Here is a 17,183-nt window from a genome sequence, read left to right on the forward strand (position 1 = left end):
GTCCGGTGCGGTACACGGGGGTGTCACCGGAGTCGGGCCGCACCGGCCTGTCGGTGCGTACCGCCCTGACCAACCCGAGCACCCGCCCCGGGCTGCGCCTACCCGGTCGGGTCACGGTCATCGCCGGCGCGCGCGACGTGTCGGTGCGGCATGTCCGGCTCGGCCTGGTCACCACGGCCGAGCCGGACGACCCGTCCGCGCCGCGCCGCCTGGTGCAGTTCCACCAGGCGGAGTTGACCGGCGGGTTCGTGCTGCCCGCCGGCCGGGGCCGGACCATCCCGTTCCAGTTCCCGATGCCGTGGGAGACCCCGGTGAACATCTTCGGCGGGGCGCCGCTGCTCAGCCTGCGGATGGGGCTGCGTACCGAGGTGGCCGTCGAGCCGGAGCTGGACCAGGGCGCGATGGTGCCGGTCTTCGTGCACCCGCTGCCCACCCAGGCGCATGTGCTGGCGGCGCTGGACACCCTCGGCTTCACCCTGCGCCAGGCCGGGCTGGTCGACGCCCGGCTGCCCGGGGTGGCGCAGGCCCTGCCGCTGCATCAGCGGGTCGGCTTCTGGGTGGCGCCGCTCTACGCCGGCCCGATCACCGAGCTGGAGGTCGTCTTCGTGGCCAACTCGGCCGGCCTCGAGGTGATCCTCTGGATGGACCGCCGACTGGCCCTGGCCGGGATCACCCACCAGAGCATCAGCCGGTTCCGGATCTGGCACGCCGACGCCGACCGGCGGGACTGGGTGTCCACCGTGGACGGATGGTTGCGGATGGCGATCAACCGGCACGCGGCGGCCGCCGCGCACGCCGACTGGTCCGCAAAGATCCGCGAGTCGGCGCACGTCAGCCGGCCACCGGACGAGCCGGTGCCGCCCGGGTACGGCCTCGGCGGCACGGCGGGCGGCGCCGGCATCGGCGGTGGCGGTGGCGGAGGCGACGGCACCTGACCCGCCGGCGGCGCAGGGTGACGGCGCCCGATCGGCCGGCGGGCCTAGATGCTGGCGGTGGCGAGTTTGATGCTGAAGCCGAGGAAGAGGGCGGCCACGCCGGTGGTCGCGCCGACCGCGAGCCGGCGGCGCTGACGGAACTGCGCGGCCAGGAAGGTGCCCGCGAAGATCAGCATGGTCAGGTAGAGCGCGCTGGTCACCTGCGCGATCAGCCCGAGCAGCACGAACGACAGCGCCGGCCAGGCGTAGCCCGGGTCGACGAACTGGATGAAGAACGAGATGAAGAAGAGGATCGCCTTCGGGTTGAGCAGGCTGATCACGAGCGCCTTGCGGAACGGGCTGCGCATCGCCGCCGGCTCCGCCGCGTCGATCAGCCGCGGCGTGCTCGGGTCGTTGCGGTCGCGCCAGCGCCGCCACGCGCCGCGCAGCATGGTCAACCCCACGTAGCCGAGGTACGCCGCGCCGGCGTACTTGACCACCAGGAAGAGCGACGGGTACGCCTGCAGCAGCGAGGCCACCCCGGCGGCGGAGAGGACCATCAGCACCCCGTCGCCGAGGAACACGCCGCCGGCGGCCCGGTAGCCGGCCCCCACCCCCCGCTTGGCGGCGGTGGAGAGCACGAAGAGGGAGTTGGGCCCGGGCAACAGGATGATCGCCACGGTGCCCAGCACGTACGTTCCGAGGTCGGTGATGCCCAGCACGCCCGCCATCATCACGCCACCGGTGCCGTCCGGCGAAGCCTTTCCCGCAGCGCGAGCTGTGCGTTGGGCCACTCGTCGACGGTCATCGCGTACTGCACGGTGTCCCGCCACGACCCGTCGGCGCGCTGCCGGTGCATCCGTAGCACGCCCTCGCGGGTCGCGCCGAGCCGTTCGATGGCCCGCTGTGAGCGCTCGTTGCGGATGTCGGTGTGCCAGACGACCCGCAGCGCGCCCAGTTCGTCGAAGGCCCGAGTGAGCAGCAGCAGCTTCGCCTCGGTGTTGATCCCGGTACGCCACCAGGGCCGGCCCAGGAAGGTGTAGCCGATCGCGACCGCCCGCCGCTCCGGATCCACCTCGTAGTAGGAGGTGGTGCCGACCACGGCGCCGGTCACCGCGCAGCGCTGCACCCAGGGCACCCGCTCGTCCCGGTGCTGTGCGGCCAGCGCGGTGGCGACCACCTCGGCGGTCCCGGCCGCGTCGGCGGGCAGGGCGGTGCCGAGGTGCCGCCAGACCTCCTCCTCGGCGGTGGCGGCGTGCAGCTCGTCGGCGTGCGCGAGGTCGAGCGGCTCCAGCACGACGTGTTCGCCGCGCATCGTCGCCGGCTCGTGCCACGGCGACCGGGCCGTCCGCAGGTAGCCGGGGACGGGCGTGGTCACGCCGGCGTCGGGCTCCGGTCGGCCGCTGGTCAGCCGCAGCGGCACCACCCCGGCCCAGTGCGGCAGGACGAGGTCGGCCGGGTCCTCACTGACGCCACCGGTGCGGGTTCGCAGGGAGACCTCGCGCAGCGGCAGCGCCAGCAGCGCGGTCTCGGCCAGCTCCCGGCGGTTCGGCGGTCGGCTCTCCGCGGCGCGTCCGGCGCCGACCTTCTCCACCAGGGCGGTCATCGCGTCGGCCTTCTCCCGCTCGTCGGTGACCAGGTGGGCGGTGCCGTGCGCGACCACCGACCGGTAGTTCGCGCTGTGGTGGAACTGCGAACGGGCGTAGACCAGCCCGTCGAGCAGGGTGACGGCCACGCAGACCGACAGCCCGTCGCCCCGGGCGGCGAGCAGCGGCCGACTGCCGGTCGAGCCGTGCAGGTAGAGGGTGTCGCCGATCCGGACGTGCAGGGTGGGCAGCACCCGTGGCTCGCCGTCGACGGTGAACGCGAGCGCGCAGTGGTACGCCTCGTCCAGCACCTCGTGGGCGACGGCCCGGTCGTAGCTCATCCGGTCCCGGGAGCGGCTCGCCGTCGTTCGCGGCGTCCGGGGATAGGTGCTCCGGTCGACTGGGCGCATCGGGTCCACCTTTGTTCTAGTACAATCTCTTATTTGTGTCAGCACGCTATCAGGTCACCGGGACCACGGCAGTCGAGATTTCGGCCAGCATCGAGTCCGGCATCCGCACCGCCGCCCTGCCGCCGGGGTCGGCGCTGCCGCCCGTCCGGGCGCTCGCGACCGAGCTGGCGGTCAGCCCGGCCACGGTCGCCCGCGCCTACCAGGAGCTGCGCCAACGGGGGCTGGTCGCCACCGCCGGCCGGCACGGCACCCGGGTCCGGTCCCGGCCGCCGGTTGCCGCCTCCCGCGCGGCGCTGGCCCCGCCGCGCGCCCCCGGCCTGCGCGATCTCGCCGCCGGTGAACCGGATCCGGGCCTGCTGCCCCCGCTCGGCCCACACCTGGCCGCCCTCGCCGCCGACGCCGGCCCGCCGGTCAGCTACTCCGGTGCCGGCGTGCTGCCCGAGCTGGCCGAGGCGGCCCGGGCGCGGCTCGCCGCCGACGGCGTACCCGCCGGGGAGTTGACCCTCACCGGCGGCGCGCTCGACGGCATCGAGCGGCTGCTCGGCGCGCACCTGCGCCCCGGTGACGCGGTGGCGGTGGAGGACCCGGGCTGGGCCAACCTGCTCGACCTGGTCGCCGCGCTCGGGCTGCGACCGATCGGCGTACCGGTCGACGACGAGGGGCCGGTGCTGGCCGGGGTGGCGGCGGCGCTCGCGGCCGGGGCGCGGGCGCTGATCGTGACCAGCCGGGCGCAGAACCCGACCGGAGCCGCCGTCTCGGCGGCCCGCGCGGCGGCGCTGCGCGAACTCCTCGCCGACCGGCCGGACCTGCTGCTGATCGAGGACGACCACGCGGCCGAGCTGGCCCGGGTGCCGCTGCACCCGCTGGCCGGGGCGACCCCGAGCTGGGCCTTCCTCCGCTCGGCGAGCAAACCCTTCGGCCCCGACCTGCGGCTGGCGGTGCTGGTCGGCGACGAGACCACGGTCGCCCGGGTGGCCGGCCGGACCCGGGTCGGCGCGGGCTGGGTCTCCACCGTGCTGCAACGGCTCCTGCTCGCGCTCTGGCGCGACCCGGCCGTCGCCGAGCTGGTCGATCGGGCGGCCGACAGCTACGACCGGCGCCGCGACGCGCTGCTCGTCGCGCTGGCCGAGCGCGGGCTTTCCGGGCAGGGCCGCAGCGGCATCAACGTCTGGCTGCCCGTCCCGGACGAGACCAGCGCGGTGACCGCGCTGCGCGACGGCGGCTGGTCGGTGGCGCCCGGCGCGCTCTACCGGATCGCCGGGCCGCCCGGCCTGCGGATCACGGTCAGTTCGCTGGCCGACGCCGACATCGGGCCGCTCGCCGACGCGGTGGCCCGTGCCGTCCGGCCGCCGCGGCCGACCGGGTTCACCGCCTGAGCCGCGCCCACCGGGCCGGCGCGACCGGCTGCCCAGGCGGTCCGGGCGTGGCGGCCGTGCAGGCGGGTAAGCGCGGTGCCGGAGGTGAGCCAGGATGGCTTCGACCGGCACGAAGAGGGGCATCTGGATCGCGATCGCGGTGGCCGTGATCGTGATCATCATCGTGGTGATCGCGCTGATGTCCGGCGGTGGTGGCGGTGGTGGCGGCGGGTACTGACGTGCGGCGGCAGCCGCGGTGCGCCGCGGCCGGGCAGCGCTCCGGCCGTGGCGGCGTACCCGGCGATGCCGCCCGAAGAGGTATATAAAGTCGGCATGGCCGAGCAGACCGAGACCGCCCCCGGCGCCCAGCGGTTCATCCCGCCCGGTGCGGACACCCTCGACGAGTTGCGGGCCGCGGCCGGCGGCTGTCGGGGCTGCGAGCTCTACCGGGACGCGTCGCAGACTGTCTTCGGCCGGGGTGACGAGAGCGCCCGGGTGGTCTTCGTCGGCGAGCAGCCCGGCGACATGGAGGACCAGAAGGGACTGCCCTTCGTCGGGCCCGCCGGCCGGCTGCTGCGCCGGGCGGTCGACGACGCCGGCCTGGATCCGGGGCACATCTACCTGACCAACGCCGTGAAGCACTTCCGCTTCGAGCTGCGCGGAAAGCGGCGCATCCACCAGACCCCGGACCGGGTGCACATCACCGCCTGCCGACCCTGGCTGGTCGCGGAGTTCGCCCGGCTGCACCCCGAGATCGTCGTGGTGCTCGGGGCCACCGCCGCCAAGGCGCTGCTCGGGCCGAACTTCCGGGTCACCCGGCAGCGCGGCGAACTGCTGCCCTGGCCGGCGTCGGCCCAGCACCCGGAGGACTTCCAGCGGGTGCCGGTGGACAGCGCCGGAAAGGTGGCCGACAGCCCGCCGGCCCAGCTGCTCGCCACCATCCACCCGTCGGCGGTGCTGCGCGCCGACGACCAGGACAAGGCGTACGAGGGACTGGTCGCCGACCTCACCGTCGTCGCCGGCGCGCTGGCCTGACAGCCGGCGGCGCTCAGCCGCCCGCCGTGATCTTGCGGAACACGTCCTTGGCGACCGAGCGCCGGGCCAGGCCCCGGGCCGAGCTGGTCGGCGAAGGCGCGGGTCGCCGCGTCACGACCCCGCAGGGGCACCGCCGACCCCGTTTCCGTCGTCCGGGTGGGATCGGCCGACAGCGAAACCGACTGCCGCCGGCCGGCCCGGGTGCGCAAGGATGGGGACGCTCGACACCCCTTACCGGCGAGGAGTTCGCATGGCCACCGACCTCACCGCGCCGGCCCCGGTCCGCCCGGACGTCGCGCCGATCCAGCGGCGTACCCTCCGGCTGCTCTTCGCCACCCAGATCATCGGCGGCGTCGGGGTCACCATCGGCATCGCGGTGGGCGCGCTGCTCGCCGCGCGGATCGCCGGCACGGCGGCGGCCGGCCTCGCGCAGAGCTGCGGCGTGGTCGGTGGGGCCCTGCTCGCGGTCCCGGTCACCCGGATCATGACCGGGCACGGCCGGCGACCCGGCCTGGTGGTCGCCTACCTCGTCGGCGCGGCCGGCGGCGTGCTGGTGGTGCTGGCCGCGGCCACCGGCTGGGTGCCTCTGCTCTTCCTCGGCATGCTGCTCTTCGGCGGCGGGAGCGCGGCCAACCTGCAGGCCCGCTACACCGCGGTCGACCTCGCCGAACCGGCGCGCCGGGGGCGGCAGCTCTCCCTGATCGTCTGGGCCACCACCATCGGCGCGGTGGCCGCGCCGAACTTCGCCGCGCTGGCCGACCACACCACCGGCGGTTGGGGCCTGCCGCCGCTGGCCGGTCCGTTCGCGTTCAGCGCGGCCGCGTTCGTGCTCGCCGCCGCCGTACTGCTGGTGCTGCTGCGGCCGGACCCGCTGCTCACCGCGCGCCGGCTGGCGGCGGCCGACGCCCCGGCCGGCCCGGTCGCCGCACCGGCCGCGACCGCCCGGCGCGGCGCCGGCATGCGGGCTGCCTGGTCGGCGGTACGCGGCCGGCCGGCCGCCCGGCTGGGCATCGCCGCGGTCGCGGTGGGCCACCTGGTGATGGTCGCGGTGATGTCGATGACCCCGGTACGGCTCGGCGAGTCGCACTCCGACGCCGACGTGCTGCGGGTGGTGGGCATCGTGCTGAGCCTGCACATCGCCGGGATGTACGCGCTCGCCCCGCTGGTCGGCTGGTTGACCGACCGGCTGGGACGGCGCCCGGTGATCCTCGGCGGCGTCGGGCTGCTGCTGGCCGCGTGCGCGGTCGCCGGCACCGCCGGGCACCACACGCCCCGGCTCTCCGTCGGCCTGCTCCTGCTCGGTCTGGGCTGGTCGGGGACCATGGTGGCCGGTTCCACGCTGCTCTCGGAGTCGGTGCCGACGGGCATCCGCCCGAGTGTGCAGGGGCTCTCCGACCTGACCATGGGGCTGGCCGGCGCGGGAGCCGCCGCACTCAGCGGGTTTGTCATGCGGATGGCCGGCTATCCGGTCCTCGCCCTGCTCGCGGCGGTCGCGGCCGTGCCCCTGGTGGCGCTAGCGTTGCGGCCGGTGCCGACCGGGGCACCGGACGAGGAGGGCTGATCACGTGCGGCTGACCGACTTCTGGGCGCGGCTGGAGGAGGCGTTCGGCCCCGGCTACGCGGCCAGCATCGCCCGCGACCAGGTGCTCGCCCAGCTCGACGGACGGACGATCGAGCAGGCGCTGGCCTCGGGGGAGCAGACGCACCTGGTGTGGCGGGCGGTCTGCGCCGCGTACCCCGACCGGGTGCCCGCGCGACTACGCTGAGCAGCGATTTCCGTCGCCCCGCGTGTCGCTTGCCGAGTCGTACACCTGTTCGGCTATTGTCCACAGCGGGGTGCTCGTCCACAGCTCGCGGCCCGTCGGCTGGTTTTCTGTCGGACCCAGCGCCTAGCGTGTCCGCGTGACGCGAAGCTCAGCAAAGACGCCGGCGAAGGCAGGGGTGGCAACCATGGCAGCAGGGCCTGACCGGGAGAAGGCACTAGACCTTGCTCTCGCTCAGATCGACAAGCAGTTCGGCAAGGGCTCGGTGATGCGGCTGGGGGAGCGGCCGGTCATCCAGACCGCGGTGATCCCGACCGGTTCCATCGCGCTCGATGTCGCGCTCGGCGTGGGCGGTCTGCCGCGCGGCCGGGTGGTCGAGGTCTACGGCCCCGAGTCCAGCGGTAAGACGACGGTGGCGCTGCACGCGGTGGCCAACGCCCAGCGGGCCGGCGGCATCGCGGCCTTCATCGACGCCGAGCACGCGCTCGACCCGGAGTACGCGAAGGCCCTCGGCGTCGACACCGACGCGATGCTCGTCTCCCAGCCGGACACCGGCGAGCAGGCACTCGAGATCGCCGACATGCTGATCCGCTCCGGCGCGCTCGACATCATCGTCATCGACTCGGTGGCGGCCCTGGTGCCGCGCGCCGAGATCGAGGGCGAGATGGGCGACAGCCACGTGGGCCTCCAGGCCCGGCTGATGAGCCAGGCGCTGCGGAAGATCACAGGTGTGCTCAGCAACACCGGCACCACGGCGATCTTCATCAACCAGCTCCGCGAGAAGATCGGCGTGATGTTCGGCAGCCCGGAGACGACCACCGGTGGTCGGGCGCTGAAGTTCTACGCCTCGGTCCGGCTCGACGTGCGGCGCATCGAGAGCCTCAAGGACGGCACCGACGTGGTCGGTAACCGCACCCGGGTCAAGGTCGTGAAGAACAAGGTCGCGGCGCCGTTCAAGCAGGCCGAGTTCGACATCATGTACGGCAAGGGCATCTCGCGCGAGGGCTCGCTGATCGACGTCGGCGTGGAGCAGGCGATCATCCGCAAGTCCGGCGCCTGGTACACCTACGACGGCGATCAGCTCGGCCAGGGCAAGGAGAAGGCCCGGGAGTTCCTCAAGGAGAACCCGGACGTGGCCGCCGAGATCGAGAAGAAGATCCTGGAGAAGCTCGGCGTCGGGATCGGCGCCGGCGACGCGGCCGGCGGGCCGGAGCTGCCGCCGGTCGACTTCTGATCTGACCCGTGGCAGGACGACGAGCCCGGACGGGGCGGGGCTGGGATGCCAGCCCGCCCCGTTCGGGCGACGCCAACACCCCACCTCCTCCTCGCCGAGGCCGGCGATCCCGCCCCGCAGGCGCCGATGACGCCGGTCCCGACGCGGCCGACGGCGGCGGCTCGCCGACTCCGCCGCGTGACGAGGCGGAGCTGGCGCGGGAGATCTGCCTGCGCCAACTCGCCGTGCGCCCGCGCACCCGGGCCGAGCTGGCCGGTGCGCTCGCGAAGCGGGGCATCTCCGACGAGGTCTCCGCCCAGGTGCTCGACCGCTACGACGAGGTCGGCATCATCGACGACGCCGCGTTCGCCCGGGCCTGGGTCTCCAGCCGCCACAACGGGCGCGGCCTGGCCCGGCGGGCGCTCGCCAACGAGCTGCGCCAGCGCGGTGTCGACGGCGAGGTCGCCAGCGAGGCCCTCGGTGAGCTGAGCGAGGAGACCGAGGCGGAGACCGCTCGCGCCCTGGTCGAGCGGAAGCTGCGTACCGCCCGGGGTGAGCCTGACGCGGTCTTCCGCCGGCTGGTGGGCATGCTGGCCCGCAAGGGCTACCCGCCCGGCGTGGCGATCCGGGCGGTGAAGGACGCCCTCGCGGCGCAGAGCGCCGAGGCCGCCGAGTTCGCCGAGCAGATCGACGCCGACGCGCTCGCCGATGCCGAGGGGGAACTCGACCGCGACAGCCGGCCGGCCGGGTGACCGGCGGCCAGCTCGGCTCGCGGCGAGCCAGGGAAGCCGGTCGACGCCGCAGGTGTCCGTCCGGTGCGCCGAGGCGGTGCGAGCCGTGCTGAAGGCGTGCCTCAACGGCGGGCGGGGTCGTGACGAGCACCCCGCCGTGCCGCTCGCCCCCGTCGAGTTGGCCGCCGACGCGGCCCGCTGCGCCGCGCTCGGCGTGGCGGCCGTGCACGTCCATCCGCGGGACGCCACCGGCGCCGAGTCGCTGCGCCCCGATGTGATCACCGATGCGCTGACCGCGATCCGGGCTGCCCGGCCCGGCCTGGCGATCGGGGTGAGCACCGGCGCCTGGATCGAGCCGGACCCGGGCGCCCGGGTGGCAGCCATCCGGGCCTGGCGAGGGCTGCCCGACTTCGCCTCGGTCAACGCCCGCGAGGAGGGCGCCGAGGCGGTCGCCGCCGTGCTGCACGAGCGGGGCGTCATGGTGGAGGCGGGGCTCTGGATGGTCGACGCGGTTGCCGCCTACCGGCGTTGGCGGGTGCCGGCGGGCCGGATCCTCGTCGAGTGCATGGCCGAGCAGCCAGCGGTGGCGCTGGCCGACGCGGCCCGGATCCTCGCCGCGCTACCGGCCGCCGGCGGAGACGCCCGGCGTACCGGTGGCGACGACACCCCGCCGGTGCTGCTGCACGCCGAGGGGCCGGCCACCTGGCCGGTGCTCGCCGAGGCGGTCCGCCGGGGCCTGCACACCCGTATCGGTCTGGAGGACACGCTCCAGCTGCCGGGCGGCGAGCCCGTCGCGGACAACGCGGCGCTGGTCACCACCGCGCTCGCCGCCGGCGCGCACTGACGGGACCCGGCCCACCGGCGGCGTCGGACGATCCACTTCGCTTCGACGACCGGCGGGATCCACGGCACCGGATGCCGCGATGTCACCGATCGCTGTCGACCGGGCGACCGGCACCGCCGGCTTCCCGCCTCCTGCCCAGCGTCCTGGGCCACTGAACAGGCGCGGGACCGGCATGACGCCGCTCGCCTCGCCGCGTTTGTCCGGTGGTGTCCGAGGCGACATCAGCGGTGAGTGACGTCACAACTTCTCTCCGTTCGGGGGGTTTGATCATGAGTTCTTGACCAGACCACCCCTCGCGACCTAGCCTCGCCATACAGGCTCACATTGCCCGACCAGCGCAGGCTAAGCGCACAACATAGATCTCGTAACAGAACAGCATCACTTTGGCCGACTCATCGGCCTTTGGCGACAGCTCCGGGCAGGCCGGCCCGGAGCTCGCGACAACTGCACCCGGCCGCCGACGATGCCCGAGGGCACCGCCGGCGGAGAAAGCTACCCACCCACGGCCAGCCGCTCCGGTCGGGCGTCCAGAGTCGCGGGAGCGTGCCGTCGGCACGGTCACTGCGGCGCCGACGTTCAGGGGAGGCGGCGATGGCGGGGCGGCACAGGTTAAGCAGCGGTCCGCGCGGGGTGCCGGCATGAGCGAGCGTCAGCGAGTGAATCATCGGCTCAGGGCGGCGGTGCCTCATGGCGGCACGCAGCGCAGCGGGGTGCCGGCATGAGCGAGCGTCAGCGAGTGAATCATCGGCTCAGGGCGGCGGTGCCTCATGGCGGCACGCAGCGTAGCGGAGTGCTGGCATGAGCGCCTTCGACATCGTGCTCCTCGCCGCCGTACTGATCCTGACCGTGGTGGTGGTCGGCGCGGTGCTGTTCGGCATCCGGGCGCTTCGCCAGATCGGTGTGGCTCCGGTTCCGGAGGACCCGGCCTTCATCGCCGAGAAGGACCGCCAGGAGCAGTCCCTTGCCGCGCTGCGCAGCGCGGCCGACCAGGCGAACAGCACCATCGACGTGGCGAAGTCCGCGGCGGCGGCCGCCCGGGCCGAGGCCGCGGCCGCGAACGCGGAGGCGAAGTCGGCGCGGGCCGAGGCCCGGCGGATGCTCGACGACGCCCGCGCCGAGGCCGACACCGTGCTGGAGCGGGCCCACAAGCAGGCGGAGGCCGACGCGGAGCAGTTGCGCACGGCCGCCCGGCGCAGTGGCGAACGCGAGGTCGCGGTGCTCGCCGCGACGACCCGGGAGCAGGCGGCCGAGGTGGAGCGGCGGGCCGCCCGGATGGACGAGCGGGAGCGGCTGCACACCGAGGAGGTGGAGCGGCTCGCCGAGCGGGAGCGGCAGCTCACCGCGGCCAGCGCGGCGCTGGCCGCCCGGGAGACCGCGCTCAACCAGCGGGAGGCCGAGCTGGCCGAGGCGGAGGAGCTGCGCCGCCGGGAGCTGGAGCGGGTGGCCGGGCTCACCGCCGACGCGGCGCGGGCGGAGCTGATCGAGGCGATCGAGACCCAGGCGAAGCGCGAGGCCGCGCTGCTGGTCCGGGACATCGAGGCGGACGCCCGCGGCACCGCCGAACAGCGTGCCCGGCACATCGTGGTCGACGCGATCCAGCGGGTTGCCAGCGAGCAGACCGCGGAGAGCGTGGTCAGCGTCCTGCACCTGCCGGGGGACGAGATGAAGGGGCGGATCATCGGTCGCGAGGGGCGCAACATCCGCGCCTTCGAGTCGGTGACCGGGGTCAATCTGATCATCGACGACACCCCCGAGGCGGTGCTGCTCTCCTGCTTCGACCCGGTCCGCCGGGAGGTCGGCCGGCTCACCCTGGAGAAGCTGGTCCTGGACGGGCGGATCCACCCGCACCGGATCGAGGAGGTCTACGACCTGGCCCGGCAGGAGGTGGAGCAGCTCTGCCGGCGGGCCGCCGAGGACGCGCTGGTCGAGGTCGGCATCACCGAGATCCACCCCGAACTGGTCACTCTGCTCGGCCGGCTGCGCTACCGCACGTCGTACGGGCAGAACGTGCTCAAGCACCTGGTCGAGACCGCGCACATCGCCGGCATCATGGCCGCCGAGCTGCGGCTGGACGTGCCGACCATCAAGCGGTCGGCGTTCCTGCACGACATCGGCAAGGCGCTCACCCACGAGGTGGAGGGCAGCCACGCCATCATCGGCGCCGACCTGGCCCGCAAGTACGGCGAGAGCGAGGACGTGGTGCACGCCATCGAGGCGCACCACAACGAGGTGCCGCCGCAGACGATCGAGGCGGTGCTGACCCAGGCCTCCGACGCCTGTTCCGGCGGACGGCCGGGCGCCCGCCGGGAGAGCCTGGAGGCGTACGTCAAGCGGCTGGAGCGGATCGAGGAGATCGCGGCCAGCAAGCTCGGCGTGGAGAAGGTCTTCGCCATGCAGGCGGGCCGGGAGATCCGGGTGATGGTCAAGCCGGACGACGTCGACGACATCGGCGCGGCCGTGCTGGCCCGGGACGTGGCCAAGCAGATCGAGGAGGAGCTGACCTACCCCGGTCAGATCCGGGTCACCGTGGTCCGCGAGTCCCGGGTCACCGAGATCGCCCGCTGACCCGAACTCTCAGCCCCGTCCCCCGGCCGGGCAACCGGCCGGGGGCAGTTGACCGAAGGGCCGCCCCGAATGTCGGGGCGGCCCTTCGTCGTTCTTGCGGCGTGGCTCAGACGCCGCCGCCCATGCCGCCGCCCTCGGCCTGCGACATCAGCGCTGCCGGCGGCGGGTTCTGCCCCGCGGTCCCGGCGGTCTTGCGGCCCCGGGAGAGCCGGCGCTGGACGTACTGGGCCAGCTTCGACAGCGAGTAGTTGACCGCGATGAAGAGCACCGCGATCACCACGTAGACCTGGATCGGGTTGCCCAGCACACCGATGATCTGCTTGCCGATGTTCAGGGTTTCCTCGTAGCTGATGATGAAGCCGAGCGAGGTGTCCTTGAGCACCACCACCAGCTGGCTGATCAGCGCCGGCAGCATGATCCGGAACGCCTGCGGCAGCAGGATCATCCGGGTGGTCTGCAGCGGGGAGAGACCGATCGCCGCCGCGGCCTCGCCCTGCCCGCCGGGCAGGCCCTCCATGCCGGAGCGGAGGATCTCGGCGATCACCACCGAGTTGTAGATGGTGAGGCCGATGACCAGGTACCAGAGCGTCTCGAAGGTGACGCCGAACTCCGGGAAGCCGCGGGCCACGAAGAAGATGGTGATCACGACCGGGAGGCCGCGGAACACCTCGACGCAGACCCGGGTGACCGCCGACAGCAGCACGCTCAGCCCGCGCAGCAGGTACGACACGGGGGTGGCGAACCCGGTGAACCGGCGCCGGGCCAGGCTCTTGAGCTGGATCCGCAGGACCGCCAGCAGGGTGCCGATCACCAGCGAGGAGATGATCGCCAGCACCGCCGCGATCAGGGTGTTCTTGAGACCGAGCCCGATCCGGTCCCAGACCAGCGAGAAGTTCTCGTTGGCGGGGTCGATCAGCGGCCCCCAGAGCTCCATCGAGAACTGGCCCTTGTCGCTGAGCGGCCGGTAGATCAGGAAGTACGCGCCGACCAGCAACAGCACGGTGGCGACGAGGCTGCTGACGAGGGTGATCCGGCGCTGCCGGGGCCCGGGTACGTCGTAGAGGACGGTCTGCTGGCTCATCGGGCCACCGCCTGCCGCTTCTCGATCCGGTCGAGGAGGGCGCCGAGGGGAACCGTCATGATCAGGTATCCGATCGAGATGCCGATGGCGACGGGGATGAAGGCGTAACCCTCGGCCCCGGTGAGCTGGTCGGCCGTGGCCGACAGGTCACCGACCACGCCGAAGAAGCCGATCAGCGCCGAGTTCTTGATCATCGCGATGATCACCGAACCGAGCGGCACGATCGAGGCCTTCCAGGACTGGGGCAGCACCACGTACCGCAGGTTCTGGCCGAAGGTCAGCCCCAACGACCGCGCGGCCTCGGCCTGCCCGGCCGGCACCGCGTTGACGCCCGAGCGCAACGCCTCGCAGACGAACGCCGCGGTGTAGAGCACCAGGGCGATCAGCGCGAAGCGGAAGTAGGGCAGGTCGGTGTCGAGCCGGCTGAAGACCGCTTCGAGGCCGGGTACGCGGAGGAAGTCCGCGTTCGAACCGAGCGCCGGCAGGCCGAACGCGGCGAAGAACATCACCACGGTCAGCGGCATGTTCCGGAAGATGTTCACGTAGCCGGTGCCGACCGCCCGCAGCGGCGGGACCGGTGAGATCCGGAGCACCGCCACGATGGCGCCCAGGATCAGAGCACCGATCGCGGCGAGCACGCAGATCTGGAGGGTGAGCCAGAAACCACCCGCGAAGACGTCGAACTTGTCGATGAGAACACTCACGGGTCGGTCTTCCTCCCACCCTCCAGATCGGCGGTATCAGATCAGTAGCGGTTGACGGTCGGGGCGCTGCCGAGCTCGGCGCCGAACTTGCCGGCCGTGTCGTCCCACGCCTTCTTCCAGCTGCCGTCGGCGAACGCCTTGTCCAGCGTGTCGTTGACGAAGTTGCGGAAGTCGGTGTCCTCCTTCTTCACCCCGATGCCGTACGGCTCCTTGGTGAAGTTGTCACCGGCGAGCTTGAACGAGGCCTCGTCCTTGGCGATGTAGCCGAGCAGGATCACGTTGTCCGTGGTGACCGCGTCGACCTGGCCGCCCTTGAGGGCGTCCCGGCACTTGTCGTAGGTGTCGAAGAGCACCAGCTGGGTGGCGACGTCCTTGACGTACTGCTTGATCGTCTCGGCCGGGGTCGAGCCGGTCACCGAGCAGACCTTCTTGGTGCCGTCCTTGAAGGAGTCCGGGCCGGTGATCGCGGCGTCGTCCTTCTTCACCATGATGTTCTGGCCGGCCTCGTAGTACGGCCCGGCGAAGGCGATGCGCTCCTTGCGCTTGTCGTTGATCGTGTACGTCGCGGCGACCAGGTCGACAGTGCCGTTGACGATCACGTCCTCGCGGACCTTCGAGGGGGCCTCGACCCACTCGATCTTGTCCTCGGGGATGCCGAGCTCCTTGACGATGATCTTCGCGACCTCGACGTCGAAGCCCTCCGGCTTGCCGGACAGCCCCTTCTGGCCGAAGCCGGGCTGGTCGAACTTCGTGCCGATCTTGATGGCCTGCGCCTTGTTGAGCCGCTCCATCGTGCTGCCGGCGGCGAACGACTTGCTGCCGGCGCCGGTGCCCTCGCCGGCGTCGTCGCCACCGCAGGCGGTCAGGCCGAGCGCCAAGGTGGCGGCCGCCGCGAGCGCCGCTACACGCGTGATACGCATACTCTTCTCCTTCTTCGGTTGGACCCGCCGGGGGATGGCGCGCTCCTGGTACGGACGCCTAGTGCGTGAGGATCTTGGAGAGGAAGTCCCGGGCCCGCTCACTGCGGGGGTTCGCGAAGAACTCGGCCGGCGGAGCATCCTCGACCAACTGGCCGTCGGCCATGAAGATGACCCGGTTCGCCGCGTGCCGGGCGAAGCCCATCTCGTGGGTCACCACGACCATCGTCATGCCGTCGCTGGCGAGCGAGGTCATCACGTCGAGCACCTCGCCGACCATCTCCGGGTCGAGCGCGCTGGTGGGCTCGTCGAAGAGCATCGCCTTGGGCTGCATGGCCAGCGCGCGGGCGATCGCGGCGCGCTGCTGCTGGCCGCCGGAGAGCTGGGCGGGGAACTTGTCGGCCTGGTTGGCGATGCCGACCCGGTCGAGCAGGGCCAGGCCGCGCTCGCGGACCACCGCCGGCTTCTCCTTGCGTACCTTGATCGGGCCGAGGGTGACGTTCTCCAGGATCGTCTTGTGCGCGAAGAGGTTGAACGACTGGAAGACCATGCCGACCTCGCTGCGCAGCTTCGCCAGGGCCTTGCCCTCGGCCGGCAGCGGCTGGCCGTCGAAAGTGATGGTGCCGGAGTTGATCGGTTCCAGGCGGTTGATGGCGCGGCACAGCGTCGACTTGCCGGAGCCGGACGGCCCGATCACCACGACAACCTCGCCCCGGCCGACCGACAGCGAGACGTCGTCCAGCACGTGCAGCGGCCCGAACCACTTGTTGACCGAGTCCAGCACGATGAGCGGTTCGCCCGTCGTCACGTCGTCCACCGTCCCTGTCGTCTCCCGGATAGGGGTGCGATGACCCCCGGTTGGGCAACTGTAGGCGGGGGGATGTGGCGGAACGCAACTCGGTTGGTCACGGAGCGGTAACACCAGCAGCGATCGGCGTCGGGTGTCCGATTTCGACCGCGAATCGGTCTCGTTGCGGTGGCGGTGACGGACCCCGTGCCGGGATCATGGGGGGATGACCGAACCGGTACGGCTGACCCGGTACGCCCGGGGCGGCGGTTGCGCCTGCAAGATCCCGCCGGGCGAGTTGGAGGCGATGGTGGCCGGGCTCGGCCCGGCGACCGGCACCGCGGAGCTGCTGGTCGGCCTGGATCACGGCGACGACGCCGCGGTGGTCCGGCTGGACGAGCGGACCGGCCTGGTGAGCACCGCCGACTTCTTCACCCCGGTCGTCGACGACGCCTACGACTGGGGCCGGATCGCCGCGGCCAACGCGCTCTCCGACGTGTACGCCATGGGCGGCACCCCGCTGGTCGCCCTGAACCTGCTCTGCTGGCCGCGCGACGTGCTCCCGCTGGAGCTGGCCCGGGAGGTGCTCCGCGGCGGGCAGGACGTGGCCCGCGACGCCGGCTGCCACCTGGCCGGCGGGCACAGCGTCGACGACGACGGCCCGAAGTACGGGCTGGCGGTCACCGGAGTGGTCCGCCCGGAGGACCTGATCACCCTGGACGCGGGCCGGGCGGGGCTGCCGCTGTCGCTGACCAAGCCACTCGGCGTCGGGGTGCTGAACACCCGGCACAAGACGACTGGCGAGCGGTTTCCCGAGGCGGTCGCCACGATGAGCGCGCTGAACCGCGACGCCGCCCGGGCGGCGGTGGCCGCCGGCATCCGCTGCGGCACCGACGTGACCGGCTTCGGCCTGCTCGGGCACGCCTCGAAGCTGGCCCGGGCCAGCGGGCTGACCGTGGCGATCGACGCGGCCCAGGTGCCCTACCTGGCCGGGGCCCGGGAGGCGGTCCGGGACGGCCACGTCAGCGGCGGCAGCCGGCGCAACCTGGACTGGGTCAGCCCGTGGACCGACTTCGGCGCCGCCGGGGAGGAGGAGCGGCTCCTGTTGGCCGACGCGCAGACCTCGGGCGGGCTGCTGGTCGCCGGTGAGCTGCCCGGCGCGCCGGTGGTCGGCGAACTGCTCCCGGCCGGCGAGCACCGGGTCGTCATCCGCTGAGAACGGTCGCCCGTGTCGAGCGGCGAAGCGGCACCATACCCGATAATCTGTCATCTTCCCGC

At 73.0% G+C, this 17,183-nt stretch carries 17 protein-coding genes; 11 read left to right on the plus strand and 6 right to left on the minus strand.

Going from position 1 to position 17,183, the window contains the following annotated elements; all coding sequences use genetic code 11:
* The first annotated feature begins 5 nt into the window (after nucleotides 1–5).
* Nucleotides 6–935 (plus strand): sporulation protein, encoded by a 930-nt coding sequence (locus AB0C04_RS13915; protein ID WP_357053133.1) that lies wholly within the window; start codon nucleotides 6–8, stop codon nucleotides 933–935.
* Nucleotides 936–979: 44 nt separating this feature from the next.
* Here AB0C04_RS13915 and leuE read toward each other — a convergent pair whose 3' ends face one another.
* Both leuE and AB0C04_RS13925 read right to left on the minus strand, forming a co-directional pair.
* A complete protein-coding gene (gene leuE, locus AB0C04_RS13920; RefSeq protein WP_357053136.1) occupies nucleotides 980–1,648 on the minus strand; it encodes a leucine efflux protein LeuE in 669 nt (222 codons plus the stop codon).
* Nucleotides 1,648–2,910, minus strand: coding sequence for a bifunctional pyridoxamine 5'-phosphate oxidase family protein/GNAT family N-acetyltransferase (locus AB0C04_RS13925; RefSeq protein WP_357053139.1), 1,263 nt, complete (start codon nucleotides 2,908–2,910; stop codon nucleotides 1,648–1,650). The genes leuE and AB0C04_RS13925 overlap by 1 nt, the downstream gene beginning before the upstream one ends.
* 35 nt (nucleotides 2,911–2,945) lie before the next feature.
* Here AB0C04_RS13925 and AB0C04_RS13930 point away from each other — a divergent pair, with 35 nt between their 5' ends.
* The 9 genes from AB0C04_RS13930 to rny all read left to right on the plus strand — a co-directional run bounded on the left by AB0C04_RS13930 (nucleotide 2,946) and on the right by rny (nucleotide 12,416).
* Entirely contained in the window at nucleotides 2,946–4,286 is a 1,341-nt protein-coding gene (locus tag AB0C04_RS13930) for an aminotransferase class I/II-fold pyridoxal phosphate-dependent enzyme (protein WP_357053142.1), read from the plus strand.
* 94 nt (nucleotides 4,287–4,380) lie between these two features.
* On the plus strand, nucleotides 4,381–4,503 hold the full coding sequence (locus tag AB0C04_RS13935) for a hypothetical protein (protein WP_350869885.1): 123 nt from the start codon (nucleotides 4,381–4,383) through the stop codon (nucleotides 4,501–4,503).
* Nucleotides 4,504–4,598: 95 nt separating this feature from the next.
* On the plus strand, nucleotides 4,599–5,300 hold the full coding sequence (locus tag AB0C04_RS13940) for a UdgX family uracil-DNA binding protein (protein WP_357053147.1): 702 nt from the start codon (nucleotides 4,599–4,601) through the stop codon (nucleotides 5,298–5,300).
* 250 nt (nucleotides 5,301–5,550) lie between these two features.
* Nucleotides 5,551–6,861 (plus strand): MFS transporter, encoded by a 1,311-nt coding sequence (locus AB0C04_RS13945; protein ID WP_357053150.1) that lies wholly within the window; start codon nucleotides 5,551–5,553, stop codon nucleotides 6,859–6,861.
* 4 nt (nucleotides 6,862–6,865) lie between these two features.
* Nucleotides 6,866–7,066 (plus strand): DUF3046 domain-containing protein, encoded by a 201-nt coding sequence (locus tag AB0C04_RS13950; RefSeq protein ID WP_357053153.1) that lies wholly within the window; start codon nucleotides 6,866–6,868, stop codon nucleotides 7,064–7,066.
* Between the two features lie 184 nt (nucleotides 7,067–7,250).
* Nucleotides 7,251–8,297 (plus strand): recombinase RecA, encoded by a 1,047-nt coding sequence (recA, locus tag AB0C04_RS13955; protein WP_121677980.1) that lies wholly within the window; start codon nucleotides 7,251–7,253, stop codon nucleotides 8,295–8,297.
* Nucleotides 8,298–8,305: 8 nt separating this feature from the next.
* The gene (locus tag AB0C04_RS13960) at nucleotides 8,306–9,028 is read left to right on the plus strand and encodes a regulatory protein RecX (protein WP_357053156.1); all 723 of its coding nucleotides are present in this window, start codon (nucleotides 8,306–8,308) and stop codon (nucleotides 9,026–9,028) included.
* An 85-nt stretch (nucleotides 9,029–9,113) separates the two neighbouring features.
* The gene (locus AB0C04_RS13965) at nucleotides 9,114–9,851 is read left to right on the plus strand and encodes a 3-keto-5-aminohexanoate cleavage protein (protein WP_357053159.1); all 738 of its coding nucleotides are present in this window, start codon (nucleotides 9,114–9,116) and stop codon (nucleotides 9,849–9,851) included.
* A gap of 798 nt (nucleotides 9,852–10,649) precedes the next feature.
* Entirely contained in the window at nucleotides 10,650–12,416 is a 1,767-nt protein-coding gene (gene rny / locus AB0C04_RS13970; protein ID WP_357053162.1) for a ribonuclease Y, read from the plus strand.
* Nucleotides 12,417–12,522: 106 nt separating this feature from the next.
* On the opposite strand, the gene AB0C04_RS13975 is transcribed toward rny, so the two are convergent.
* From AB0C04_RS13975 to AB0C04_RS13990, 4 genes are read right to left on the minus strand one after another with little or no spacing between them, the layout of a single operon-like run.
* Entirely contained in the window at nucleotides 12,523–13,497 is a 975-nt protein-coding gene (locus AB0C04_RS13975) for an amino acid ABC transporter permease (RefSeq protein ID WP_357053165.1), read from the minus strand.
* Nucleotides 13,494–14,201 carry an amino acid ABC transporter permease gene (locus AB0C04_RS13980; protein ID WP_350869900.1) on the minus strand — a complete coding sequence of 236 codons (708 nt, stop codon included), beginning with the start codon at nucleotides 14,199–14,201 and terminating at the stop codon, nucleotides 13,494–13,496. Before AB0C04_RS13980 ends, AB0C04_RS13975 begins: the two co-directional genes overlap by 4 nt.
* Before the next feature lie 41 nt (nucleotides 14,202–14,242).
* Entirely contained in the window at nucleotides 14,243–15,121 is an 879-nt protein-coding gene (locus tag AB0C04_RS13985) for a glutamate ABC transporter substrate-binding protein (protein WP_357053169.1), read from the minus strand.
* Nucleotides 15,122–15,179: 58 nt separating this feature from the next.
* Nucleotides 15,180–15,935, minus strand: a complete 756-nt coding sequence (locus tag AB0C04_RS13990) for an amino acid ABC transporter ATP-binding protein (protein ID WP_357053172.1) — start codon at nucleotides 15,933–15,935, stop codon at nucleotides 15,180–15,182.
* A 196-nt stretch (nucleotides 15,936–16,131) separates the two neighbouring features.
* On the opposite strand from AB0C04_RS13990, the gene selD reads away from it, so the two are divergent.
* Nucleotides 16,132–17,121, plus strand: a complete 990-nt coding sequence (gene selD / locus AB0C04_RS13995; RefSeq protein WP_357053175.1) for a selenide, water dikinase SelD — start codon at nucleotides 16,132–16,134, stop codon at nucleotides 17,119–17,121.
* Nucleotides 17,122–17,183 lie beyond the last annotated feature (62 nt).

The sequence above is a fragment of the Micromonospora sp. NPDC048909 genome (assembly GCF_040649635.1).
In the GTDB taxonomy this organism is placed as follows: Bacteria; Actinomycetota; Actinomycetes; order Mycobacteriales; family Micromonosporaceae; genus Micromonospora.